24 protein-coding genes and 1 tRNA gene are annotated in these 22,853 nt (G+C 63.1%); 21 read left to right on the forward strand and 4 right to left on the reverse strand.

All coding sequences use genetic code 11. From position 1 onward, the window contains the following. The first annotated feature begins 3 nt into the window (after positions 1–3). The 9 genes from POR01S_RS00165 (at position 4) to POR01S_RS00205 (ending at position 8,314) form a co-directional block, all read left to right on the forward strand. Positions 4–80: transfer RNA gene (locus POR01S_RS00165), tRNA-Arg, on the forward strand. A 245-nt stretch (positions 81–325) separates the two neighbouring features. Then, positions 326–1,348 (forward strand): glycosyltransferase, encoded by a 1,023-nt coding sequence (locus POR01S_RS00170; protein WP_027598048.1) that lies wholly within the window; start codon positions 326–328, stop codon positions 1,346–1,348. Between the two features lie 47 nt (positions 1,349–1,395). Further along, a complete protein-coding gene (locus POR01S_RS00175; protein ID WP_037006948.1) occupies positions 1,396–2,460 on the forward strand; it encodes an FAD-dependent oxidoreductase in 1,065 nt (354 codons plus the stop codon). Next, the gene (locus tag POR01S_RS00180) at positions 2,441–4,072 is read left to right on the forward strand and encodes a hypothetical protein (protein WP_222932029.1); all 1,632 of its coding nucleotides are present in this window, start codon (positions 2,441–2,443) and stop codon (positions 4,070–4,072) included. Before POR01S_RS00175 ends, POR01S_RS00180 begins: the two co-directional genes overlap by 20 nt. A 5-nt stretch (positions 4,073–4,077) precedes the next feature. Continuing rightward, entirely contained in the window at positions 4,078–4,866 is a 789-nt protein-coding gene (locus POR01S_RS00185; RefSeq protein ID WP_042133248.1) for an NAD-dependent epimerase/dehydratase family protein, read from the forward strand. Beyond that, a complete protein-coding gene (locus tag POR01S_RS00190) occupies positions 4,866–5,699 on the forward strand; it encodes a sugar phosphate isomerase/epimerase family protein (RefSeq protein ID WP_042132901.1) in 834 nt (277 codons plus the stop codon). The genes POR01S_RS00185 and POR01S_RS00190 overlap by 1 nt, the downstream gene beginning before the upstream one ends. Next, positions 5,696–6,052 carry an SMR family transporter gene (locus POR01S_RS00195; RefSeq protein WP_027598043.1) on the forward strand — a complete coding sequence of 119 codons (357 nt, stop codon included), beginning with the start codon at positions 5,696–5,698 and terminating at the stop codon, positions 6,050–6,052. Before POR01S_RS00190 ends, POR01S_RS00195 begins: the two co-directional genes overlap by 4 nt. Before the next feature lie 13 nt (positions 6,053–6,065). Then, positions 6,066–6,914: a glycosyltransferase family 2 protein gene (locus POR01S_RS00200; protein ID WP_027598042.1), complete on the forward strand. Its 849-nt coding sequence runs from the start codon at positions 6,066–6,068 to the stop codon at positions 6,912–6,914. A gap of 44 nt (positions 6,915–6,958) precedes the next feature. Continuing rightward, positions 6,959–8,314 carry an MFS transporter gene (locus POR01S_RS00205; protein WP_042132903.1) on the forward strand — a complete coding sequence of 452 codons (1,356 nt, stop codon included), beginning with the start codon at positions 6,959–6,961 and terminating at the stop codon, positions 8,312–8,314. 42 nt (positions 8,315–8,356) lie between these two features. Here POR01S_RS00205 and POR01S_RS00210 read toward each other — a convergent pair whose 3' ends face one another. The 4 genes from POR01S_RS00210 to flgA form a co-directional block, all read right to left on the reverse strand. Then, positions 8,357–9,091, reverse strand: coding sequence for a flagellar brake protein (locus POR01S_RS00210; RefSeq protein ID WP_027601637.1), 735 nt, complete (start codon positions 9,089–9,091; stop codon positions 8,357–8,359). An 88-nt stretch (positions 9,092–9,179) separates the two neighbouring features. Continuing rightward, positions 9,180–9,647, reverse strand: a complete 468-nt coding sequence (locus POR01S_RS00215) for a flagella synthesis protein FlgN (protein ID WP_042132905.1) — start codon at positions 9,645–9,647, stop codon at positions 9,180–9,182. A 60-nt stretch (positions 9,648–9,707) separates the two neighbouring features. Further along, positions 9,708–10,016, reverse strand: coding sequence for a flagellar biosynthesis anti-sigma factor FlgM (gene flgM / locus POR01S_RS00220; protein WP_027598038.1), 309 nt, complete (start codon positions 10,014–10,016; stop codon positions 9,708–9,710). A gap of 160 nt (positions 10,017–10,176) precedes the next feature. Next, positions 10,177–10,905 carry a flagellar basal body P-ring formation chaperone FlgA gene (gene flgA, locus POR01S_RS00225; protein WP_081875130.1) on the reverse strand — a complete coding sequence of 243 codons (729 nt, stop codon included), beginning with the start codon at positions 10,903–10,905 and terminating at the stop codon, positions 10,177–10,179. 98 nt (positions 10,906–11,003) lie between these two features. Between flgA and POR01S_RS00230 the strand changes: the two genes are divergently transcribed. The 12 genes from POR01S_RS00230 (at position 11,004) to flgK (ending at position 22,842) form a co-directional block, all read left to right on the forward strand. After that, positions 11,004–11,936, forward strand: coding sequence for a chemotaxis protein CheV (locus POR01S_RS00230; protein WP_007160449.1), 933 nt, complete (start codon positions 11,004–11,006; stop codon positions 11,934–11,936). A gap of 42 nt (positions 11,937–11,978) precedes the next feature. Further along, positions 11,979–12,806, forward strand: coding sequence for a protein-glutamate O-methyltransferase CheR (cheR, locus tag POR01S_RS00235; RefSeq protein ID WP_027601640.1), 828 nt, complete (start codon positions 11,979–11,981; stop codon positions 12,804–12,806). A 222-nt stretch (positions 12,807–13,028) separates the two neighbouring features. Next, a complete protein-coding gene (gene flgB / locus POR01S_RS00240) occupies positions 13,029–13,451 on the forward strand; it encodes a flagellar basal body rod protein FlgB (protein WP_042132910.1) in 423 nt (140 codons plus the stop codon). 2 nt (positions 13,452–13,453) lie between these two features. After that, positions 13,454–13,891, forward strand: a complete 438-nt coding sequence (gene flgC / locus POR01S_RS00245; RefSeq protein WP_027601641.1) for a flagellar basal body rod protein FlgC — start codon at positions 13,454–13,456, stop codon at positions 13,889–13,891. 12 nt (positions 13,892–13,903) lie between these two features. Next, complete coding sequence (locus POR01S_RS00250) at positions 13,904–14,614, forward strand: flagellar hook assembly protein FlgD (RefSeq protein WP_042132913.1); 711 nt, start codon at positions 13,904–13,906, stop codon at positions 14,612–14,614. 26 nt (positions 14,615–14,640) lie between these two features. After that, positions 14,641–15,990, forward strand: a complete 1,350-nt coding sequence (gene flgE, locus POR01S_RS00255; RefSeq protein ID WP_027601643.1) for a flagellar hook protein FlgE — start codon at positions 14,641–14,643, stop codon at positions 15,988–15,990. 169 nt (positions 15,991–16,159) lie between these two features. Continuing rightward, positions 16,160–16,903 carry a flagellar basal-body rod protein FlgF gene (gene flgF, locus POR01S_RS00260; RefSeq protein ID WP_042132915.1) on the forward strand — a complete coding sequence of 248 codons (744 nt, stop codon included), beginning with the start codon at positions 16,160–16,162 and terminating at the stop codon, positions 16,901–16,903. A gap of 46 nt (positions 16,904–16,949) precedes the next feature. Then, complete coding sequence (flgG, locus tag POR01S_RS00265; RefSeq protein WP_027598031.1) at positions 16,950–17,735, forward strand: flagellar basal-body rod protein FlgG; 786 nt, start codon at positions 16,950–16,952, stop codon at positions 17,733–17,735. A gap of 21 nt (positions 17,736–17,756) precedes the next feature. Further along, the gene (gene flgH / locus POR01S_RS00270; protein ID WP_027601645.1) at positions 17,757–18,452 is read left to right on the forward strand and encodes a flagellar basal body L-ring protein FlgH; all 696 of its coding nucleotides are present in this window, start codon (positions 17,757–17,759) and stop codon (positions 18,450–18,452) included. 11 nt (positions 18,453–18,463) lie between these two features. Beyond that, positions 18,464–19,564 (forward strand): flagellar basal body P-ring protein FlgI, encoded by a 1,101-nt coding sequence (locus tag POR01S_RS00275; protein WP_007160438.1) that lies wholly within the window; start codon positions 18,464–18,466, stop codon positions 19,562–19,564. 12 nt (positions 19,565–19,576) lie between these two features. Beyond that, positions 19,577–20,794 (forward strand): flagellar assembly peptidoglycan hydrolase FlgJ, encoded by a 1,218-nt coding sequence (gene flgJ / locus POR01S_RS00280; protein WP_027601646.1) that lies wholly within the window; start codon positions 19,577–19,579, stop codon positions 20,792–20,794. Positions 20,795–20,802: 8 nt separating this feature from the next. Next, positions 20,803–22,842, forward strand: a complete 2,040-nt coding sequence (gene flgK, locus POR01S_RS00285) for a flagellar hook-associated protein FlgK (protein ID WP_042132917.1) — start codon at positions 20,803–20,805, stop codon at positions 22,840–22,842. Positions 22,843–22,853: the final 11 nt, after the last annotated feature.

Here is a 22,853-nt window from a genome sequence, read left to right on the forward strand (position 1 = left end):
CCTGTCCCAGTAGCTCAATTGGATAGAGCATCCCCCTCCTAAGGGGAAGGTTGGTGGTTCGACCCCACTCTGGGACACCAGATTCCTTTCCAGAACCTCTCCTCGCGATCCGACGCCTTCAACTGCCCTTGCCGAACCGTTACAGCAGTTTGGAGGATAGGGCAAAAACGGCGACCTTGTCCGACTTCCAAGCTCTTCCAGTGGCGATTTGTGGCTGTGATCACAGCATAGAGCAGCAGACAAAAACCTGCCGAATTTATCTGTACTCTCCGTTGGCTAACCGTCTGCATTGCTTGTATCTGGAGCGCCTCTGGAGGTTCGCGTCATGGCCTTTTATCCCGTCCTACTTTCAGTCGTGTTCGTTGTGCGTAATCAGGCTACCGAGTTGCAGAGCGTCCTGGAGCGCGCGGCAACTGTTATCGGTCCCTTGGTAAGTGACTACGAACTTATCATTGTCGACAACGCCTCTTCTGATGACAGCGTAGCTCGATTGAAGCAACTCACCAGCATCAATGGCCTGCCCAATCTGCAGGTATATGCCCTGACCAAGGAAGTGGACTCCGATACCGCCGCCTGGGTGGGACTGGAGAATGCGCTGGGAGACTTCGCGGTCGTCATAGATCCGGAAACCGATGACATCGCCTTCTTGCCCGACATGTTGCAACAGGCTGCGGGTGGCATCGACGTGGTGTTCGCCAACAATCAGCAGAAAGTTCGGCAGACCCTGTCCTACAGTCTTTGCTCCAAGGGCTTCAACAGTCTCTACAAGCAGTTCAACGGCGTCGATCTGGCCAAGGATGCGCCTCAGTACCGGATGCTCAGCAAGAAGGTCATCAATTACATCCTGCGCCACCCCGCGCCGGCGCTGACCTATCGCCATCTGCCGGCGACGGCGGGCTTCTCGCGGATCAATCTCGAATACAGCATGCCGCCGCGCAGCACCAAGCCCAAGCGTTTGTCCGGCAGCTTCGATCGCGGTGCCCGGCTGCTGGTGTCCTCCACCCGCAAGCCCATGCGCATGGTCAGTTTCCTGTCCATCGTCGGGGCCCTGTCCAATCTGCTCTATTCGATCTACGTCATCGCCATCGGCCTGTTCAAGGATGACGTCGCGCCAGGTTGGGTGACGATTTCATTACAGCAGTCCGGCATGTTCTTTCTCATTTCGCTGGTCCTGCTGGTGCTCGGCGAATATGTCCTGCAGTTGACCCACAGAGTCAACGAAGGGCCGCTCTATCATGTCGCCCAGGAGTTCACGAGTGCGGTCATGACGCGCCGTGACAAGCTCAATGTCGAAGTAGTGCAGGGCGGCAATGCCGCAAGGCCGGCCACTCAATCCGGCATGGCCTGACGATCATGAGAGATGCGATCGTCATAGGTGGCGGATTTTACGGGGCCATGACGGCCCTGTATCTCATGCGCGTGAGAGGCTTTGCGAAAGTCACTCTGGTCGAGCGGGAAGACGGGCTGTTGAAGCGCGCCTCTTATCACAATCAGGCACGCGTCCATAACGGTTATCACTATCCCCGCAGTTTCGTCACGGCCTTTCGCAGTCGAGTCAACTTGCCGCGCTTCTTGCGCGATTATCCGGATGTGGTGGTGCGCGACTTCACCAAGTTGTATGCCATTGCCCGCAACAACTCCAAGGTCACGGCCAAACAGTTCGAACGCTTCTGTCAGGGGATCGAGGCGTCGCTGCAACCGGCGTCCGAGGAATTAAGTCGATTGTTCGACGATCGACTGATCGAGGCGGTTTATCTCACCGAGGAATATGCCTTCAACTCCGCCGTACTCGCCGCTGAAGTGAGTCGCGAACTGGATGCCGTCGGCGTCGAGTTGCGCTTCAAGAGTCGCGTGACGGCGATCCGCGGCGAAAGCGGCGGCCTGGGGGTCGACGTGGTGGACGAAGCCGGCGGCCAGGAGGAGATGCAGTGCCGCTATCTCTTCAACTGCACCTACAGCGGCCTTAACCAGTACGGTGGCGATTTCCCCGGGACCGCCACCCGGCTGCGTCACGAAATCACCGAGATGGCGCTGGTGGAGATGCCTCCGGAACTGCGCAACCTCGGGGTGACGGTCATGGACGGTCCGTTCTTTTCCATGATGCCGTTCCCGGCCCGGGGTCTGCACACCCTGTCCCATGTGCGCTACACCCCGCACCTGAACTGGGAAGACGCCAATGGCACCGATCCCTATGCGCTGCTGGACGGCTATGACCGCGCCTCGCGGGCGGACTGGATGGTGCGCGACGTGGCCCGCTACATGTCGGCAGCGGCGCGGGTGGAGTACCGGGATTCGCTGTTCGAAGTGAAGACCATTCTGATGAAGAACGAAGGCGACGACGGCCGTCCCATCCTCTTCGAACAACATCCCCAACTGCCCGGCTGCTATTCGATGCTGGGTGGCAAGATCGACAACATTTTCGATGCCCTGGAGCGCCTCGATGCCGAACCCTTCCACTGAAGCGACACCCAGGGGGGTGTCCGGCGTCGCCGGCTTCATCAGCGTTCTGGTCTTTTCCATCATCAATTTCTTTCTGTTCGGCAAGGGCGTCATCCTCGATCCCTTCCACCAGGGGGAGTATTTCGCCACATTGCCGACGCTGCTGCACAGTCAGCCGGGCGCCCATGCCTTCACCATCCATGGTGGCCTGGATTTCATCCCGGTATGGCTGGCGGAGACCTGGTTCGGCGCCCAGCACACCTTCCTGGTGACCCAGATCCTCTATGGACTGTGCAACACCGGTGCGGCACTGCTGCTCTGGGGAACGGCCGTGTTGCTGTGCCCGGTACCCAAGGGCCGCGCGCGCCTGATCCTGCTGGTCGCAGTGGGCGCCGTGGCGACCCAGGTGGTGGGCTATCGCGATCTCTTCCTGCTGCTGTCGCTGTTCCTCTTCTGCCTGCATCGCAAGGTGGAGACCACGCCGCGGCGACTGCTGTGCGAGGTGCTGCTGGGTCTGGCTGCCGGCTTCAACCTGTTCTGGTCCTATGACCGCGGCATCGCCGGGGTGCTGGCCATCGGCTCGGCGGTACTGCTCACGCTGCTCCTGCAGCGGCGGCATGTCCTGTCTCTGCTGAGCTTCGTGGCGACCGTCGGCTGGCTTGGCTTTGGTACCGATTTCTTCGCCCTGACCGATTACGTCAAGAACCTGACCTTCCTCCTGGAGACCTCGTCCCAGTGGGGCTACGGGCTGAGTGCCCGGCCGCTGGCCCTGAGCCTGCTGCTGGCGGTGCCCACGGCCCTGGCAGGTTTCGCCCTGATCCGTTGTCTGCCCTGGCCATGGCGCTGGAGCGAGGACCTGCCACTGATCGGTGCCCTGGCCGTGCTGCTCGCGATCTTCTTCAAGATCGGAGTCAATCGCGCGGACTTTCAGCACATCCAGATGGGTTTCTGGGTCCCCCTGCTGAGTCTGCTCTATGCCGCCCGGCGGCAACGCCTCGCGCGCAATGGCGGTTGGGATATCTCGGCCCACCCGCGCGCGGCAGTCGCGGCCATTGCCGCTGCGGTGCTGCTGGGGCTGGTCGGACTTAATCCCTCGCCGTTCTTCGCGGTACTGCTGGTTGGTGCGCTGCTGGCTTTCAGCCGGCGCCTGCTGGTGCCCGCCCTGGCGGCGCTGCTGGTGCTGCTCGCCGCCTTCAACCTCTACAAGTCGCCGGTGGAGCGAGTGTGGGCCCAGGGGCTCGCCTGGGTGCCGAAGCTGGCCGCCTTGCCGGATGACGCCGCCCTGGCAACGCCCGGGGTGCAATGGGCCTCGCAGCGCCTGCTGGAGAGCGGCGCCCACTGTGTGTTCGACCTGGCCAACAACGGGGTCATCAACGGGGTGACCGATCTGCCGGCCTGTACCAAGTACATCTATCCGGTCTATGCCACGCCGCCCTACGAGGCCGATCTGCTCAGCGATCTGCAGCATGCCGATCCGCCGGCGGTGGTGTATTCGACGACCTTCTGGTCGTTCAACCTGAACAACATTTCCATGCACGACAAGTTTCCACGACTCAAGGCCTACCTGGACGAGCGTTATCCCGTCGAGGAGTGCCAACCGGACTATTGCCTGAGATTCAAGACCAAGGGGTGAGCAACATGAAGACCGACGCATTGATAGGGTACAGCGGCTTCGTGGGGTCGACGCTGCTCAAGCAGAAGGCCTTCGGCGCGCTGTTTCGCTCCACCAATATCGACCAGATCGGCGACCAGCCCTATGGCCAGGTCATCTGCGCCGGCGCCCCTGCCCAGAAGTGGATCGCCAATCGCGATCCCGAGGCCGATCGCCAGAAGATCGATGGCCTGATCGGTCATCTGTCGCGGATCCAGTGTGATTCCTTCGTGCTGATCAGCACCGTGGACGTCTTCAAGCAGCCGCTCGGGGTGGATGAGACCACCGCGGTGGACGAAGAGGGCCTGCACGCCTACGGCGCCAATCGCTATCGGCTGGAGCAGTTCGTCCGGGAGCATTTCGCCAATTCCCTGATCGTCCGCCTGCCTGGCCTGGTCGGTCCCGGCCTGCGCAAGAACGTGATCTATGATCTGCTCAACGACAACAACCTGCACGCCGTGGAAAGTCGCGGCGTCTTCCAGTTCTATCCGATGGTCAATCTCGGCTATGACATCCAGACCGCCCAGGCCGCCGGGCTGGACCTGGTGCACCTGACCGCCGAGCCCATCAGCGTGGCGGACATCGCCCGCCAGGGCTTCGGACGCGACTTCGGCAACACCCTGGAGGGTACGCCGGCGCGCTACGATTTTCGCAGCGTGCATGCCGAGGTCTTCGGCGGGCGTGACGGCTACCAGTACAGCGCCCGCGACACCCTGCTCGCGGTTCGCGCCTACGCCCAGTCGGAACCCCCGGTCATCAAGGCGGAGGGTCAGTGATGCGCATCGCCATCTCCAATATCGCCTGGGAGCCGACCGATGACGCCATGGTCGCCGAGATCCTGCAGCAATACCGGGTCGATGCCATCGACATCGCGCCTGGCAAGTACTTCGCCGATCCCAAGACGGCCACCGCCCAGGACATCCAGGCGGTGCGTCAGCAGTGGCAGGCCCGCGGCATCGAGATCACCGGTATGCAGGCCCTGCTGTTCGGCACCACCGGACTCAATGTTTTTGGCGCCGACGATATCCAGCGCGCGCTGCTGGCGCAGCTGGAGGGCGTCTGCCGGGTCGCCGAGGGACTGGGCGCGACGCGCCTGGTGTTCGGCTCGCCGCGCAATCGCGATCGCTCGGGATTGAGTGACGACCAGGCCCTGGCACAGGCACGGGATTTCTTTCGCCGTCTGGGCGATGTGGCCGCGACCCATGGCGTGCAGATCTGTCTGGAGCCGAATCCGCCCCGCTATGGCGCTAACTTCATGATCGACAGCGATTCCACCGCCGCCGTGGTGCGGGCGGTCGAGCATCCGGCGATCCGCATGCAACTCGATACCGGCGCCCTGACCATCAACGAGGAAGATGCCGCTCGCGTGCTCGAAGAGCATGCGGAGCTGATCGGTCACGTCCATGCCAGCGAGCCGGACCTGGTGACCCTGGGGGAGGGCGGTACCAACCACGATGGCATCGCCTTCGCCCTGACCCGCCGCTTGCCGGAGCAGGTCGTCAGCATCGAGATGCTGCCGGCCAAGCAGGGCTCCAACCTGGCCGCGCTGGAGCGTGGCGTCCAGGTCGCGGTCAAGGCCTATCGAGACCTGCCGGAGGCTGCCGCATGAAGTGGCTGATCCTGATCCTGGGCATCGCGTCCAACGCCTCGGCGAGCGTGCTGGTGAAACTGGCCATGCTGCCGCCGCGGCGTTTTCCCAGCCTGAGCGATCCCATGGCTGCGCTGGCCAACTGGCCGTTCTGGCTCGGGCTGTTCATGTATGGCCTGGCCTTTCTGCTGTACGCCGCCGCCCTCGCCAAGCTGCCGCTGAACGTGGCGCATCCGGTGCTGACGGCCGGGGCCATCGCCAGCGTCGCACTGCTGTCGGTGGTGATCTTTCGCGAAGCCTTTCCCTGGACCACGGCGGCAGGCATCGTCCTGATCATCGCCGGCGTCGCCCTCATCACGGCCCGTGTCGGTTGAACCTGGAGGACCTATGACTACTGCAATTCCCGCCACCGAGCGCGCCCTCTGGCAGGTGCCCAGCTATTCGACGACCTTCTGGAACGGCCGTAGCCGCCCGCACTGCGTGGTGATTCCGGTCATCAACGAAGGCGAGCGCATTCTCAATCTCCTGCGGCGCATGGCGGCGGTCAGGATCGCCGACATCGCCGATGTCATCATCGTCGACGGCGGCAGCACCGATGGCTCGCTGGAGCCGCAACGGCTGCAGGAACTGGGCGTCCGCGGGCTGCTGGTCAAGACCGCGCCGGGCAAGCTGAGCGCCCAGCTGCGCTGCGCCTATGCCTTCGTCCTCGACGAGGGTTACACCGGCATCGTGACCATCGACGGCAACGACAAAGACGACCCGGACGCCATTCCGCGCTTCATTGAAGCCATCGAGCAGGGTTACGATTTCGTCCAGGCCTCGCGCTTTCTGGCTGGCGGCGTGGCGGAGAACACCCCCAAGTCCCGTGACTTCGCCATTCGCTTCATCCATGCACCCATGCTGAGCCTGGCCTCGGGTTTCCACTGGACCGACACCACCCAGGGTTTCCGCGCCTACAGCCGGGCCATGCTGCTGGATCCGCGCGTGGCACCGTTCCGCGACGAGTTCACCACCTACGAGTTGCTGGCCTATCTGTCCTACCGGGTACCGAAATTGGGCTATCGCTGCGTGGAACTCCCCACCGTGCGGCGCTATCCGAAGGGCGAGGTACCCACCAAGATCAGCAGCGTCAGAGGTAATCTGTCGGTGTTGCAGGTACTGATGAAGGCCTGTGCAGGCCACTACAACCCACGCCTGGGCGAGGATGCCCAGTTGGCGGCGCAACGACGAAGCTGATCCCGTCGCGCTCGCCTGATGCGCAAGAGACGATGGAGTAGGCAATGGTGCGTGTGCTGTCGGCGTTTCGCGGGCTCTATTTCGCGACGCTGTTGATGTTGATCGGGACCGGTCTGCTGAGTACCTATCTCGGCCTGCGACTGGCCGCCGATCAGGTGCAGGGACTCTGGGTCGGCGCTCTGACCGCCGCCTATTACGCGGGACTGGTGATAGGCGGCAAGCTCGGGCATCGGCTGATCGCCAAGGTTGGCCATATCCGCGCCTATGTGACCTGCGCCGGGGTGGTCGGCGCCGCGGTACTGGGCATCGGCCTGCTGCCCTGGTTGCCGGTGTGGCTGGCGCTCAGGGTACTGATCGGCATGGGGATGATGTGCCAGTACATGGTGCTGGAAAGCTGGCTCAACGAGCAGGCTGGCCCTGGCGAGCGGGGCAAGGTCTTTTCCGGCTACATGACCGCCTCCTACCTTGGCCTGGCGCTGGGGCAGGTGGTGCTGGTGCTCTCGCCCGATCTCGGCGTCGACAAGCTGATGCTGGTCGCCATCTGCTATGCCCTGTGCCTGGTGCCAGTAGCGGTCACCGGCAAGATCCACCCGGCGCCGCTCAAGCCGGCGCCGCTGGAGCCCACGTTCTTCATCCAGCGGATTCCGCAGTCGTTGACGACGACCCTGGTCGCCGGACTGGTGATCGGCTCCTTCTATGGCCTGGCGCCGCTCTATGCCAGCGCCCAGGGCCTGCCCACCGAGCGCATCGGCCTGTTCATGGCCTGCTGCATCTTCGCCGGTCTGATCGCCCAGTGGCCGATCGGCTGGCTTTCGGATCGGCACGATCGCAGCTGGCTGATCCGCGTGGTCGCCATCGCCCTGACTCTCGCCGCCCTGCCGTTGGCCGTGCTGCCCCATGTGCCGCCAGTGGTGCTGCTACCCCTCGGCCTCATCGCCAGCCTGCTGCAGTTCGTGCTGTATCCGCTGGCGGTGGCGCTGTCCAATGACCATATCGAAGGGGAGCGCCGGGTCTCCTTGAGTGCCATGCTGCTGGTGACCTTTGGCATCGGTGCCTGTATCGGTCCGCTGGTGGTGGGGGCGCTGATGAATCTGGTCGGACCCAATATGCTCTATGCCTTCGTCGTCCTCTGCGGGGCTATCCTGATCTGGCGCATCCGGCCGGATGCAGTCACCGGCAAGCACCTGGTCGACGAGGCGCCGCTGAGCCATGTGCAGATGCCCGAAGGGTCGACCAGTTCGCCGCTGGCGGCCGCGCTGGATCCACGGGTCGATAGCCAGGTGGTACACGACCAGATGCATACTGAACCGGTCGTGGAGGAGGAACCCGCCGAGGAGGGGGCACCTCTGCAGGAAGAGATCGAGTTTCCCCGGAATCCGCCTGAATCCAAGGCGACCTGAGAGTTGGAGGAGGGCGCCCAGCAGCCGTGGGCGCCCGATCGGTCACTCGAACCGGCGATTTTCTCGCTGCAGCTGGTAGATGAAGCGCTCGACCTGGCGCTGGGCTGCGCCACTGAGGTTGTCGAAGCAGACGCCCACGTCGCTGTATTCCAGGCGGTCCGGACAGGCGACGTGGCGGATGGTCACCGGCGTGTTGATGGCGCCTATGGGCAACTCGGCGGTAAAGCTCTGGACCCGCTGCCCGGGTTGCAGCAAGTGGGTCACGTTGCCGGGAAAGCGTAGCTTGCAGCCCGTGGCCGACAGGTCGATCAGTTGACCACGCAGCTGGATCTGGCTATTGCCCTGGCTCAACTCGGCCGTCGCCGGCTGGGTCAGCAGCAGCTTGACCCGATAGGCATTGCGCCGCTGGTGATAGGTGAGCTCGGTGGGCAGGCCGATCCAATAGCAGCGATTGCCGTCCAGTTCGCTGAACTCGACCGGGCGATCGATCTGCCAGGTGACCTTGATGCCTTCGTGGAAGCTGTCCACCCGAAACGCCTGGCCCTGTTCGAGCAGGCGTTCGGCTTCGCGTGGGATGAACTCGTCCAGCGCGATCAGTCCCTTGGCTTCGTCGATTTCGACGACGAAGCTCTGGAATTGCTGCCCCTGACGATTGAAGGTGATCCGCAGCGGAATGTGCTGCTGTTGCGCCGGCCGCAGGCAGGCCAGGATCTCGCCCTTGGAGCGATAGATCTGGGGTGGCTGAGCGGCGTTGTCGCTAGCGGAAGAACCTTGCACCTGGAAACTCCTGTAAACAGCGGTCAGCAAGAATACTGGCTAGCTGCCATCTGTACAGCAAAAACGCGTTGGGGGAAAAGCTTCGAGCTCAAGCCGAACTCAGCGGACGCTGATAACCGCCACCGGTCTGGCTGCCGCGGCGGTTGTACAGCGTGGGTGCCGAGGTGCCCTGCAGCACGTTCAGCAGCTTGCCGACCACGAAGCGGTTGGCCTGGATGATCTGGCCATTGCGGACGTTGTGCGCCTTGCACTGCTCCATGAGCTGCGCGAGCCGACTGGAAAGCGCCAGCAGTTCTTCCCCATCGGGTAGCCGCGCAGCCAGGGCTTGCAAGCCCTGCAGATCCGCGCGCAGACCGTGGGCCTGAAGCAGGGCAGTGCGCTGCTGGGCATGCTGGTCGAGCTGCTTGAGCAGGATCTGCTTGGTGCCCAGCAGGGCTTCCAGCCGATCGAGCTGACGGTCGCTCAATGCCTGGAATTCCTGCTCGATCAGGGCCAGCAGTTGCTCGCTCAGGTCGATGTCGTGGCGGGTGATTTCGAGCAAGGTGGCATTGGGCATGGCACGGTTTCCTTTCGAACGTTAGAGACGATCGTCAGAAAGGCCGTGCCGAACCGGGCGTCAGGACTCGAACGCCATCAGTTTGTCGGCCACTTTCTGGCTGTCGACCTTGTAAGAGCCATCGGCGATGGCCTGTTTCAGGCGGCTGACCTTGTCGCTGTCGACCACCGGCAGATCCTTTAGCCCTGCCGTCAGGGAGCTCAGTTGCTTGGCTTCAGCGCTCAAGCTGACCGACTCGCCGGAGGCGGTGCTCTGGGTAGCCTTGACGTCGCTGGTCTGGGCCGCGGACACGTCCTTGGTGGACGCCGCCTTGGTATTGCCTATGCCCGCAGTAGAGGACGAATTCAGGCGATTGATATCTAGAGCCATGAGTGGAGATCCTCGTGTCGTCTCGTTCGCATGTCCGGCTTATCGGCGTGCAATGCCGAAACTTTAGCCGTAGACCTGTGCGCCCCGTCACATCCTTCGACAGGATGACGCGCAGAGGTTCAGGAAGCGGACGTTCAAGGTACCTCTTTTGGCTCCTGCGCTAAAGGGCTACCTCCACCTGGCCCTGATCGACGACCCGACCGTGGATTACCCGGTTGGAGCTGAGGTTGCGTACGCGGATCTCCTCGTCCTTGGCGCCGGCGCTGAGGGCCTCGCCCTGCATGCGGATGCTGAAGGAGGCGCTGCGGGCATTGATGACCACCTGCTCGCCCTTACGAATGAGTTCGGCCTGCTCGATAAAGGACGGCGCCAGGACCTGCTCGCTGACCACCTGACGCTTCAGCTGGGTGCCTATCACCTGCTCCAGGCTGGTCAGGTAGCCCTGGGTCAGGGTGCCGACATCACGCTCCACCAGCGCCACGTTCTGGCTGTCCAGCACCGCGCCACGCAACAGGGGCTGCAGCGTGACCACCACCGGGCGATACAGCTTGACCTGCGCGGGCACGAATACCGTCCAGGGACTAGCGCCCTCGCAGCGTACCTTGACGTTTATCCGACCCACCGGGGTCGGGTTGCCCTGCTGCGACAGCGTCAGGGGTTTGTCGCAGGCGGCCAGTCGCAAGCGGGAATCCAGCGAGTTGATCTGGGTTTCATGGCGCGCGTTGGAATGGGTCTCCAGCAAATATTCCTGCACGCGCTCCTCAAGAAAACTTTCGACGGCGCCGATAAGTTCGTCAGATGAGGTGTAGTCGCCTTCTGCATAGGCCTTTCCGCCCAGGCATGTCAGGATCAGCACAAGATTCGCAGCCCAGCGGCAAGAAGTCTTCATAGGTCGGAAACACGTCGCTTCGATCTTTATGAGTCACATCTAAGCAAGCCCTGTGCCGAGTTTTCCAACCGGTCCGTGGCAACGAGAGGAGTCGCCAAATGGCTGGTGTATTGGACGCAGTCAACCAACGTACCCAACTGGTGGGCCAGAACCGTCTGGAACTGCTGCTGTTCCGCCTGGACGGCTCGCAGCTCTATGGCATCAACGTCTTCAAGGTGAAGGAGGTGCTGCAGTGCCCCAAACTCACCGTGATGCCGAAATCGAGTCCGGTGGTACGGGGCGTGGCCAGCATTCGCGGCGGCACCTTTCCCATCATCGACCTGGCCATGGCCACCGGTCGCCGTGGGCTGGAAGACATCAACAACTGCTTCGTGATCATCACCGAGTACAACACCAAGGTGCAGGGCTTCCTGGTGCGCTCGGTGGAGCGGATCGTCAACATGAACTGGGAAGGCATCAACCCGCCGCCCAAGGGCACCGGTCGTGATCACTACCTAACCGCCGTCACCCGGGTCGACAACCAGCTCGTCGAGATCATCGACGTGGAAAAGATCCTGTCCGAAGTCGCACCGTCCGTCGAAACCGTATCGGCCGGCGTCATCAGCGAAGTGGTACAGGCCAAGGCCGTCACCAAGCGCGTCCTGATCGTCGACGACTCCTCGGTGGCCCGCAAGCAGGTGAGTCGCTGCCTGGAAACCGTCGGGGTAGAGGTCATCTCCCTCAACGACGGCCGCCAGGCCCTGAATTACCTCCAGGCCATGGTGGCCGAAGGCAAGCGCCCGGAAGAGGAATTGCTGATGATCATTTCCGACATCGAGATGCCGGAAATGGATGGCTACACCCTGACGGCGGAAATCCGTCATGATTCGCGGATGCAGAAAGTGCATATACTGCTGCATACCTCCTTGTCCGGCGTCTTCAACCAGGCGATGGTCAAGAAGGTTGGTGCGGACGACTTCCTGGCCAAGTTCCGCCCCGATGATCTTGCCTCCCGGGTAGCCGAGCGCATCAACGCGGTCGACAGTCACTAGGTGAAGGCGTCTCTATCCCGGTATCCAGAAGGCGGAGCGGCAGTGTCAGCAGTCAACGCGGATTTTGTGCTTTTTCGTGATTTCCTCGAGAAATCCAGCGGGATCCTGCTCGGTGACAACAAGCAGTACCTCGTCTCCAGTCGGCTCAACAAGCTGATGGAGACCGAAGGGATCAAGACGTTGTCGGAGTTGGTGCAGCGCATCCAGATGCAGCCCCGTGGCGGGTTGCGGGAAAAGGTCATCGATGCGATGACGACCAACGAAACCCTGTGGTTTCGCGACACCTATCCCTTCGAGGTGCTCAAGAACCGCCTCTTGCCGGAGTTGACCAAGAACACCTTCGGCCAGCGCCTGCGGGTCTGGTCGGCGGCCTGCTCCTCGGGTCAGGAACCCTATTCGCTGTCCATGACCATGGACGAATTCGAGCGCAGTGCGGCAGGGCAGGGGCGTGGCGGCATGCAGATCGTGGCGACCGACCTGTCCGGTGCCATTCTCACCGCGGCCAAGTCCGGCGAATACGATTCGCTGGCGATCGGTCGGGGGCTGTCCCCGGAGCGCCTGCAGCGCTACTTCGACGTGCAGCAGCCGGGGCGCTGGGCGGTCAAGCCGGCGATTCGCAGCCGCATCGAATTCCGTGCGCTGAATCTGCTGGACAGCTATGCCAGCCTCGGCAAGTTCGACATGGTGTTCTGCCGCAACGTGCTGATCTACTTCTCCGCCGAGGTGAAGAAGGACATCCTCACGCGCATCCACGGCACCCTCAAGCCGGGCGGCTATCTGTTCCTGGGCGCCTCCGAGGCCCTCAATGGCCTGCCGGATCTCTATCAGATGGTGCAGTGCAATCCGGGCATCATCTACAAGGCCAAGTAGGCCGGTCGATGGACACCCCAAGGGCAGACCCAGGTCTGCCCTTTCTTTTGCGCCAAAGTTTTGCCGCCCCGGCCTCGGGGCCCGGCAAGGACGGCGGAAAAACCTTGCCGCTTGCCGTCGTTCTGACTGCCACCTTGCGCTAAGCCCTTGATTTAGATGGATGCTGGAGACTGGCACGGGCCTTGCTAAATCGCTTGCAAGCCACGTCAAAGGTCTCTCGACATGAGCATCAGTTTCGACAAAGCACTCGGGTTGCACGAGCAGGCGCTGAACTTCCGTTCGCAGCGTGCCGAGGTGTTGGGCAACAACATCGCCAATGCCGACACCCCGGGCTACAAGGCACGGGATCTGGATTTCAGCGCCGTGATGGCGGAGCAGGCGGCCAAGAGCGCACCAGGGGCTTCCGGCCACTATCAGCTGGAAACCACCAACAGCCGCCATATCGCTGCCGAAGGCTTCGACATGAGCATGGGCGACTCGGCGTTGAAATATCGCATCCCCACTCAGCCCTCGGTGGACCAGAACACCGTGGATGCGCAGGTCGAGCAGGCCAACTACGCGGAGAACGCGATGAATTTCCAGGCCAGTTTCACCCTGCTCAATAGCAAGTTCAAGGGGCTGATGTCGGCCCTGCGCGGAGAATAGCCATGTCCCTGAGTTCGCTGTTCAACATCGCCGGCAGCGGGATGAGCGCCCAGAACGTTCGCCTCAATACCGTGGCCAGCAACATGGCCAACGCCGATTCCGTGTCTTCCAGCGTCGACCAGACCTACAAGGCGCGGCATCCGGTGTTCGCCGCCCAGCTCAACGACGCCCAGGGTGGCGCCTCGCTGTTCGACGACCAGGGCCAGGCCGGGGTCGGGGTGGAGGTCAAGGGCATCGTCGAGGACCAGAGCGAGGTGCAGAAGCGCTATGAGCCCAACCACCCGATGGCGGACAAGGACGGCTACGTCTACTACCCCAACGTGAACGTGGTGGAAGAGATGGCCGACATGATTTCGGCCAGTCGCGCCTTCCAGACCAATGCGGAAATGATGAATACCGCCAAACAGATGATGCAGAAGGTACTGACCCTCGGTCAGTAAGGAACCGGCGCCATGGCCATAAGCACGACCAATTCCACCGCTCAATCGGTGCTCGACAAGTACTCCGTCAACAAGACGAGTGCCACGGGTGACAGCAGCGGTAGCGAGACCAAGAAGAGCAGCCAGCTCGGCAAGGACGAATTCCTCAAGCTGATGGTCGCCCAGATGAACAACCAGAATCCGCTGGAGCCCCAGGGCAACGGCGAATTCATCGCGCAGCTGGCGCAGTTCAGTACCGTCGAGGGCATCACCAACCTCAACACCAGCGTCAGCTCGATCCTCTCCGGCAGTCAGTCTTCCCAGGCGCTGCAGGCGTCCACCCTGGTGGGCCGCAAGGTGATCGTCGATACCGACAAGGTCAAGGTGGATACCAGTGCGGATTTCAAGGGTGCGCTCAACCTGACCGCGTCCAGCCCGAACGTCTGGGTCAACGTCTACAACGACGCGGGCAATCAGGTGAATCGGCTGAATCTGGGGCAGCAGTCCAGCGGCCTGGTGAACTTCACCTGGGACGGTACCGACGCCAACGGCAAGAAGCTCGATGCCGGCACCTATCGCTTCGAGGCCCAGGCGAACGTGAACGACACCACCACGGCCATGAAGACCAGTCTGCCGGCCAACGTCGACAGCGTCACGCTGGGGCAGAACGGCGGCGAAATGACACTCAACCTTGCCGGCGTCGGCAGCATCGGCATCTCCAAAGTCCAGGCGGTCGGCCAGTAAGGCGCGGCACACGAGAGGAATCCAGCATGTCTTTCAATATCGGTTTGAGCGGCATCAAGGCCGCGTCCAGTGACCTCAACATCACTGGCAACAACATCGCCAACGCCAGCACCGTCGGCTTCAAGCAATCGCGCGCGGAGTTCCAGGATCTCTATGCCGCCTCGGTACTGGGCACCGGCAAGAATGCCCAGGGCAGCGGCGTGCTGCTCGGCAACGTCGGCCAGCTGTTCAACCAGGGCACCATCGATTCCACGCAGAACGCGCTGGACATGGGCATCAACGGCAACGGCTTCTTCGTCACCAGCAACAATGGGGCTATCCAGTACACCCGTGCCGGTTACTTCGGGACCGACAAGCAAGGCTTCATCGTCGATAACAACGGCTATAGGCTGCAGGGCTATACCACCAACGACCAGGGCCTGCTGCAGCCGGGCGTGCGCAGCGACCTGCGCATCGAGACCGCCAGCCAGGCGCCCAAGGCGTCCAGCTCGATCAAGCAGACGGTCAATCTGAATTCGACCCAGACGACGCCGACCACTACCCCGTTCAATCCGTCCGATCCGACCAGCTACAACTCCTCGACCTCGGTGAACATCTACGACAGCCAGGGCAACGCCCACGTCCTGTCGCAGTATTTCGTCAAGGGCGCGAACAACTCCTGGACCATGAACGTGCTGATCGACGGCCGCAATCCGGGCGACCCCACCAAGGAGGATGCGACCACAAAGGTCGCCACCCCCTATACCGTGACTCTGCCGTTCACCAGCAGTGGTGCGCTCGACGGTGCCAATGTGGCCTCGACCGATCTCAAGCAGGTCAATAACGCCACCACCAACACCTTCGAGGGCGTGCTCAAGCTGGACAACTGGGTACCGGCCATTTCCAACGGCGGCACCCCGGCGACCTGGTCCTCCAACGGCGCCGTGGCCAATCCGGCTGGCATCACCCTGGACATGCGTGGCTCGACCCAGTACAGCAGCGCCTTTGCCGTGACCAGCGTCAACCAGGACGGCTACACCACCGGCCAGCTGTCGGGCCTCGAGATCGATGACACTGGCCAGATCTTCGCGCGCTATACCAATGGTCAGTCCAAGGTGCAGGGCCAGGTCGTGCTGGCGAACTTCGCCAACGTCCAGGGCCTTACGCCCATGGGCAAGACCTCCTGGACCGAATCTTCCGAATCGGGCCAGCCGGTGGTGGGCACCCCGCGGGCCGGCACCCTGGGGGCCCTGCAATCCGGTGCGCTGGAGGCCTCCAACGTGGACATCTCCACGCAACTGGTCAACATGATCGTGGCGCAGCGCAACTACCAGGCGAACGCCAAGACGATCGAGACCGAAAACGCCATCACCCAGACCATCATCAACCTGCGTTGATGTCGTTTCTCTGACGGCTTGCCGCTCAGACGTCAGGAAAAGCCTCCCTCGGGAGGCTTTTCTGTTTTCAAGCCCTTGATTCAGCAGGTTTTTCGTTTTCTGGAACGGGCCTTGCTAAAGAACCTCCGAACGCAAGCTTGGCGGCAATCGGCCGCCGTTGGAGGATCAGATGGACAAGCTGCTGTACGTCGCCATGACCGGCGCCAGCCAAAACGAGATGGCCCAGCGCGCCCATGCCAACAACCTGGCCAACGTCTCGACCTCGGGATTCCGCAAGGATCTCGAGCAGGCGCGCTCGATGCAGGTGTTCGGCGAGACCATGCCGTCGCGCGTCTATTCCATGAGCGAACGGCCGGCGACGGACTTCACGCCCGGCGCGCTGCAGGAAACCGGGCGTGATCTGGACGTGGCCATCCAGGGGGCGGGTTTCGTCGCGGTCCAGGATCCCTCCGGCAAGGAGGCCTATGTGCGTACTTCCAGCCTGCAGATCGACCCCCTCGGCATGCTGCGGACCGGCAGTGGTATGCCGGTGCTCGGCAATGGCGGACCCATCGCCGTGCCGCCCGCTTCCAAGGTGGAAATCGGTCAGGACGGCAGCATCACCATTCGCGGCTCCGGCCAGGCGGCCAATGCCCTGGCCCAGGTCGATCGCATCAAGCTGGTCAATCCCGACACCAAGCAGATGGAAAAGGGGCTCGACGGCCTGCTGCACATGAAGCAGGGCCAGGCGGCGCCGCCCATGGATGCCAATGTGTCCCTGGTGTCCGGCTTCGTCGAGTCGAGCAACGTCAATGCGGCGGAGGAGATGACCTCGATCCTGTCGCTGTCCCGTCAATTCGAGCTGCAGGTGAAGATGATGCGCAGCGCCGAAGACAACGACGCGGCGCTGGCAAAGGTTTTGCAATTCTCCTGATAACGGCTAGCGCCGACGTAAAACCGGCACTTCGAGGAATACCATCATGATGTCGTCACTGTGGGTCGCCAAGACCGGTCTGTCCGCCCAGGACATGAACCTCACCACCATCTCCAACAACCTGGCCAACGTGTCCACCACGGGCTTCAAGCGCGACCGCGCCGAATTCCAGGACCTGCTGTACCAGATCCGGCGTCAGCCGGGTGCCCAGTCCACCCAGGACAATCAGCTGCCCTCCGGCCTGCAGCTGGGTACCGGTGTGCGCATCGTCGGCACCCAGAAGAACTTCACCGAGGGTTCGCTGCAGACCACCGACCAGCCGCTGGACATGGCCATCAACGGCGACGGCTTCTTCCAGGTGACCATGCCCGACGGGACCATCAACTACACCCGTGACGGCACCTTCCACCTGAATGCCGATGGCCAGCTCGTCACCGCCAACGGCTTCGCCCTGCAGCCCGCCATCGTGCTGCCGGCCGATACCAAGACCTTTACCGTCGGCGAAGACGGTACCGTGTCGGTCACCACCGCCGGCCAGGCCGCGCCCCAGGTCATCGGCAACCTGCAGATCGCCCAGTTCGTCAACCCGGGCGGTCTCCAGGCCGTGGGCCAGAACCTGTTCAGCGAGACCGCCTCCAGCGGCGCGCCCCAGGTTGGCACCCCGGGTCTGAACGGCCTCGGCACCGTGCTGCAGAGCACCCTGGAAAACTCCAACGTGAGCACGGTGGAGGAGCTGGTGAACATGATCACCACCCAGCGCGCCTACGAGATGAATTCCAAGGTCATCAAAGCGGCCGACGACATGCTCGGCTTCGTCAGTCAACAGCTCTAATCCCCTGTGAGGACGCGCTCCATGAAACCTCTGTTCGCCGTCGCCCCGCTCCTGGGAGCGCTCGTACTCGCAGGATGCGTAGCCCCGGCCGCCAAGCCGGACGATCCCTATTACGCTCCGGTGTTGCCGCGCACGCCGGTGCCGGCGGCGCAGAACAACGGCGCCATCTTCCAGTCGGGGTTCGAACAGAATCTCTATACCGACCGCAAGGCCTTCCGCGTGGGCGACATCATCACCGTCACCCTGCAGGAGAAGACCCAGGCCAGCAAGAACGCCAGTTCCGACGTCGCCAAGAACAGCAAGGCGACCCTCGGGCTGACCTCGCTGTTCGGGGCCAAGCCGAAGATCCCCAATCCCCTGGCCGACGGCGACCTGAGCCTGGACGCCGGCTTCTCCGGCAATCGCTCCAACACCGGCAAGTCCACGGCGGCCCAGGGCAACAGCCTGTCCGGTTCGCTGACCGTGACCATCGCCGAGGTACTGCCCAACGGCATCCTGGTGGTCCGCGGCGAGAAGTGGCTGACGCTCAACACCGGCAACGAACTCATGCGCATCCAGGGCATGGTCCGCGCCGATGACATCGCCACCGACAACACCGTGTCGTCCACCCGCGTGGCCGATGCGCGGATCACCTATTCGGGCACCGGCGCCTTCGCCGATGCCAGTCAGCCGGGCTGGCTGAGCCAGTTCTTCGGCAGCCCGCTGATGCCCTTCTGAGGATGAGCGCCATGTTCAAGACCCTCATCGCCGCTGCCGCCCTGGCCCTGGTCATGCCCCTGGCCCAGGCGGATCGGCTGAAGGACATCGCCAGCATCCAGGGCGTGCGGACCAACCAGCTGATCGGCTACGGCCTGGTGGTGGGTCTGCCCGGGACCGGCGACCAGACCACCCAGACGCCCTTTACCGTGCAGACCTTCAACAACATGCTGGCCCAGTTCGGCATCAAGGTGCCGCCGGGTACCACCGCGCAGCTGAAGAACGTCGCCGCGGTGTCCATCCATGCCGATCTGCCGGCCTTCGCCAAGCCCGGCCAGACCATCGACATCACGGTGTCCTCCATCGGCAACTCCAAGAGCCTGAGAGGCGGCAGCCTGCTGCTCTCGCCGCTCAAGGGGATCGATGGCCAGATCTACGCCATCGCCCAGGGCAACCTGGTGGTGGGTGGTTTTGACGCCGAAGGTCGCGATGGCTCGAAGATCACCGTCAACGTTCCGTCGTCCGGCCGCATTCCCAATGGCGCCACCGTCGAGCGGCCGGTGCCGAGCGGCTTCGACCAGGGCAACAGCATCACGCTGGACCTCAATCGCAGCGACTTCACCACCGCCAAGCGCATCGTCGACAAGATCAACGAGACACTTGGCGCGGGTGTTGCATCCGCTGTTGATGCCGGATCGATTCGCGTCACGGCGCCGGTGGATCCCAGCCAGCGCGTCGACTACATCTCGATCCTGGAGAACATGGAAGTGGATCCGGGACAGGCGGTGGCCAAGGTCATCGTCAACTCCCGTACCGGGACCATCGTCATCGGCCAGAACGTCAAGGTCTCGCCGGCGGCGGTGACCCAGGGCAGCCTGACCGTGACCATCAGCGAGGACCCCCAGGTGAGCCAGCCCAATCCCTTGTCGGGTGGGCAGACGGTGGTGACTCCCCAGTCGACCGTCAAGGCCAAGCAGGAGGCCAAGCCGATGTTCAAGTTCGGTCCGGGTACCACTTTGGACGAGATCGTGAGAGCGGTGAATCAGGTGGGCGCTGCGCCCAGCGACCTGGTCGCCATTCTCGAAGCGTTGAAACAGGCCGGCGCCTTGCAGGCCGATCTGATCGTTATCTAAGGAGAACGGGCGATGGAATCTCGTCTGGGTGGCAACTACGGCAACGTCAAGGATTCGGGGGCCTTCACCGACCTGAATCGGTTGGCCCAGATGAAGGGTAAGGACCGCGACAGCTCGGAAAACGTCAAGAAGGTCGCCGGCGAATTCGAGTCGCTGTTCCTGAGCCAGATGCTCAAGTCCATGCGCAGCGCCAATCAGGCGCTGGCGGACAAGGACAGCCCCTTTTCCAGCGAGACCACCAAGCAGTACCAGGACATGTACGACCAGCAGCTGGCCGTCTCCCTGTCCCGGGATGGCGGCGGTATCGGCCTGGCCAACGTGCTGGAACGTCAGCTGAGCAAGACCGCCCAGCCGTCGAGCCGCCCCAATCCCTTCGCCCAGGTTGGCCAGGCTGCGCCCACCGAAGGCCAGCTGGCCGCCGGTCGCAACGCCAAGCTCAACGACGTGGCGAGCCACGGCCTCAAGCCGGCCACTACCGTAGCGTCCGGGCGTGACGATTCCAGCGCGCTGAATTCCCGACGGCTGGCGCTGCCCGGGCGTCTGGCCGAGCGTACCGCCGCCAATATTTCCGGGGCGGCCGAGCAGGGCGCCACCCTCAAGCAGAGCTTCCAGGACGTCGCGGCCGCCCAGAGCGCCTGGCGCCAGCAGGCCACGCAACCCGGCAGCAAGCCGGCCGCCGCGACCGAGGCCGTCGCCAGCGTGGACGGCGCCGCTGCCACCGGCAAGACCCGTTTCCGCACCCGTCAGGAATTCGTCGACACCATGATGCCCATGGCCGAAGCCGCGGCGAAGCGTCTGGGCGTGGATCCCAAGTACCTGGTCGCCCAGGCGGCGCTGGAAACCGGCTGGGGCAAGCACATGGTCAAGCAGGCCGATGGCAGCAACAGCAACAACCTGTTCGGCATCAAATCCCACGGCTGGGACGGCGGCAGCGCCCCCGCGGTGACCCAGGAATTCGTCAATGGCAAGGCCGTGACCGAGACCGCCAAGTTCCGCACCTACGATTCCTTCGCGGACAGCTTCCACGACTACGTGAACTTCCTGCAGAGCAACGACCGCTATGACAAGGCGCTGTCCACCAACGGCAACTCCGAGCGCTTCATGCAGGGCCTGCAGCAGGCCGGCTACGCCACCGATCCGCACTACGCACGCAAGGTGATCCAGATCGCTCGCAACATGAACACCTATCAGACGGTCGCCTCCCTGGGCACCAGTCCGTCCCGCGGTTGAGGTGAGCCATGGCTGATCTACTTTCCATTGGTCTGTCGGGCCTGAGGTCCACGCAAAACGCCCTGACCACCACCGGCCACAACATCGCCAACGTCAACACGCCCGGCTATTCGCGGCAGGAGACCATCCAGCAGACCAACATCGCCCAGTACAATGGCTCGGGCTATGTCGGTTCCGGCTCCCAGACGGTGGATGTGCGTCGCCTCGCCAGTGATTTCCTCACCAGCCAGGTGCGCTCGGCCAACAGCCAGAACAGCGAGCTGCAGACCTTCAAGAGCCAGATCTCTCAGCTCGACGGCCTGCTGTCCGACAGCACGACGGGTATCACCCCGGCCATGCAGAAGTTTTTTGCCACCCTGCAGACCGCTGCCCAGGATCCTTCATCGATCCCGGCGCGGGAGGCCGTGCTGGCCCAGGCCCAGGGCATGGCCAAGTCGTTCAACACCCTGTACGACCAGATCGACAAGCAGAACGGCCAGATCAACGATCAGCTGTCGGCGCTGACCAACCAGGTCAATGCCCTGGCCAAGAGCGTTGGCAGTCTCAACGACGCCATCGCCCGTTCCAAGGCTGCCGGTGGTGCGCCCAACGATCTCATCGACTCCCGTGAGCAGGCGATCAAGCAGCTGTCCGGCATGGTCGGGCTGCAGGTGGTGGAGCAGGACGACGGCGCGCTGAACCTGTTCGTTGGCACCGGCCAGCCGCTGGTGGTGGGCAATACCGTGTCCAGCATGACGGCCAAGCCCGGCACCGACGATCCCTCGCGTTTCCAGATCGTCCTGACCTCCGGCTCCACCGAACAGAACGTCACCAGTCAGTTGAGCGGCGGCGAGATGGGCGGCCTGCTGTCCTATCGCGACACGGCGCTGGACCATGCCTACAACAGCCTGGGCCAGTTGTCCCTGACCCTGGCGGATACCGTCAACAAGCAGCTGGGGCAGGGCCTGGACCTGTCCGGCAATGCCGGCTCGGCACTGTTCGGTGATATCAACGACACCCAGAGCATCGGTCTACGGGTGATGGGGCGGGCCTCCAACACCGGCTCGGCCAGCGCGACCCTGAGCATCACCGATACCAGCAAGCTCTCGCCCAGCGACTACCGCCTCGATTACAACGGCACCGGCTTCACGGCGCGTCGCGCGAGTGACAACGCGGCGCTCACGGTCAACAAGAGCGGTACCGATCCGGTCACCCTGACGCTGACGGATGCCAATGGCAACGATCAGGGCTTCAAGGTGCAATTCAGTGCCGCCGAGCTCGCCAAGGCCCAGGCCGGCGACGTCTTCAGCCTGCAGCCGACACGTCGCGGCGCGTCCCAACTCAAGGTGGATCTGGCGCAAGCCGATCAGCTGGGTTTCGCTGGCACCGCCAAGGCCGCGGCCACGACCAACAACCGCGGTACGGGAGCCATCACCCAGCCGGCGCTGACCAGCACGGTGTCGCCGGTCAATACCGCCGACTTCGGGCGGCTGTTCGGAGCCGATGGCCTGAAGCTGAGCTTCAACAGTACTACCAACCAGCTGGATGGCACCCTGCCGACCGGCGCGACGCTCAGCTACGTGTCGCCTTCGACGACGGGTCTCACCAATGGTCAGACCAACGCCGTTCGCCTCACCTACACCGATCCGACCACCAACAACAGCTACACCTACGATTTCAATATCAGCGGCGTGCCCCAATCCGGTGACAGCTTCACCCTGGGAACCAACAAGGGCGCGGTTTCGGACAACCGCAATGCGCTGAACCTGGTGGCCTTGCAGACCAAGCCCACCATGGGTGGCTATGGCAACACCGGCACCACCTACAACAACGCCTACGGCGGCTTGGTGGAGCGTGTCGGTACCCTGACCGCCCAGGTACGAGTGGATTCGGCCGCCAGCGAAACCGTGCTCAAGCAGTCCCAGGACAATCGTGACTCCCTGTCGGCCGTCAACCTCGACGAGGAAGCCGCCAAACTCGTCCAGTTCCAGCAGTACTACGGTGCCTCGGCGCAGGTCATCAAGATCGCCCAGTCGCTGTTCGATACCCTGCTCGGCGCCTTCAGATAAGGAACCCGCCC

Origin of the sequence: Pseudomonas oryzihabitans NBRC 102199 (assembly GCF_000730625.1) — a bacterium.
Classification (GTDB): domain Bacteria; phylum Pseudomonadota; class Gammaproteobacteria; order Pseudomonadales; family Pseudomonadaceae; genus Chryseomonas; species Chryseomonas oryzihabitans.

What these genes read in the sequence shown, in the direction of transcription:
- POR01S_RS00170 (WP_027598048.1), top strand. Translation starts at nt 326, where the DNA reads ATGGCCTTTTATCCCGTCCTACTTTCAGTCGTGTTCGTTGTGCGTAAT.
- POR01S_RS00175 (WP_037006948.1), top strand. Translation starts at nt 1,396, where the DNA reads ATGACGGCCCTGTATCTCATGCGCGTGAGAGGCTTTGCGAAAGTCACT.
- POR01S_RS00180 (WP_222932029.1), top strand. Translation starts at nt 2,441, where the DNA reads ATGCCGAACCCTTCCACTGAAGCGACACCCAGGGGGGTGTCCGGCGTC.
- POR01S_RS00185 (WP_042133248.1), top strand. Translation starts at nt 4,078, where the DNA reads ATGAAGACCGACGCATTGATAGGGTACAGCGGCTTCGTGGGGTCGACG.
- POR01S_RS00190 (WP_042132901.1), top strand. Translation starts at nt 4,866, where the DNA reads ATGCGCATCGCCATCTCCAATATCGCCTGGGAGCCGACCGATGACGCC.
- POR01S_RS00195 (WP_027598043.1), top strand. Translation starts at nt 5,696, where the DNA reads ATGAAGTGGCTGATCCTGATCCTGGGCATCGCGTCCAACGCCTCGGCG.
- POR01S_RS00200 (WP_027598042.1), top strand. Translation starts at nt 6,066, where the DNA reads ATGACTACTGCAATTCCCGCCACCGAGCGCGCCCTCTGGCAGGTGCCC.
- POR01S_RS00205 (WP_042132903.1), top strand. Translation starts at nt 6,959, where the DNA reads ATGGTGCGTGTGCTGTCGGCGTTTCGCGGGCTCTATTTCGCGACGCTG.
- POR01S_RS00215 (WP_042132905.1), bottom strand. Translation starts at nt 9,647, where the DNA reads ATGCCCAATGCCACCTTGCTCGAAATCACCCGCCACGACATCGACCTG.
- flgM (WP_027598038.1), bottom strand. Translation starts at nt 10,016, where the DNA reads ATGGCTCTAGATATCAATCGCCTGAATTCGTCCTCTACTGCGGGCATA.
- flgA (WP_081875130.1), bottom strand. Translation starts at nt 10,905, where the DNA reads ATGAAGACTTCTTGCCGCTGGGCTGCGAATCTTGTGCTGATCCTGACA.
- POR01S_RS00230 (WP_007160449.1), top strand. Translation starts at nt 11,004, where the DNA reads ATGGCTGGTGTATTGGACGCAGTCAACCAACGTACCCAACTGGTGGGC.
- flgB (WP_042132910.1), top strand. Translation starts at nt 13,029, where the DNA reads ATGAGCATCAGTTTCGACAAAGCACTCGGGTTGCACGAGCAGGCGCTG.
- flgC (WP_027601641.1), top strand. Translation starts at nt 13,454, where the DNA reads ATGTCCCTGAGTTCGCTGTTCAACATCGCCGGCAGCGGGATGAGCGCC.
- POR01S_RS00250 (WP_042132913.1), top strand. Translation starts at nt 13,904, where the DNA reads ATGGCCATAAGCACGACCAATTCCACCGCTCAATCGGTGCTCGACAAG.
- flgE (WP_027601643.1), top strand. Translation starts at nt 14,641, where the DNA reads ATGTCTTTCAATATCGGTTTGAGCGGCATCAAGGCCGCGTCCAGTGAC.
- flgF (WP_042132915.1), top strand. Translation starts at nt 16,160, where the DNA reads ATGGACAAGCTGCTGTACGTCGCCATGACCGGCGCCAGCCAAAACGAG.
- flgG (WP_027598031.1), top strand. Translation starts at nt 16,950, where the DNA reads ATGATGTCGTCACTGTGGGTCGCCAAGACCGGTCTGTCCGCCCAGGAC.
- flgH (WP_027601645.1), top strand. Translation starts at nt 17,757, where the DNA reads ATGAAACCTCTGTTCGCCGTCGCCCCGCTCCTGGGAGCGCTCGTACTC.
- POR01S_RS00275 (WP_007160438.1), top strand. Translation starts at nt 18,464, where the DNA reads ATGTTCAAGACCCTCATCGCCGCTGCCGCCCTGGCCCTGGTCATGCCC.
- flgJ (WP_027601646.1), top strand. Translation starts at nt 19,577, where the DNA reads ATGGAATCTCGTCTGGGTGGCAACTACGGCAACGTCAAGGATTCGGGG.
- flgK (WP_042132917.1), top strand. Translation starts at nt 20,803, where the DNA reads ATGGCTGATCTACTTTCCATTGGTCTGTCGGGCCTGAGGTCCACGCAA.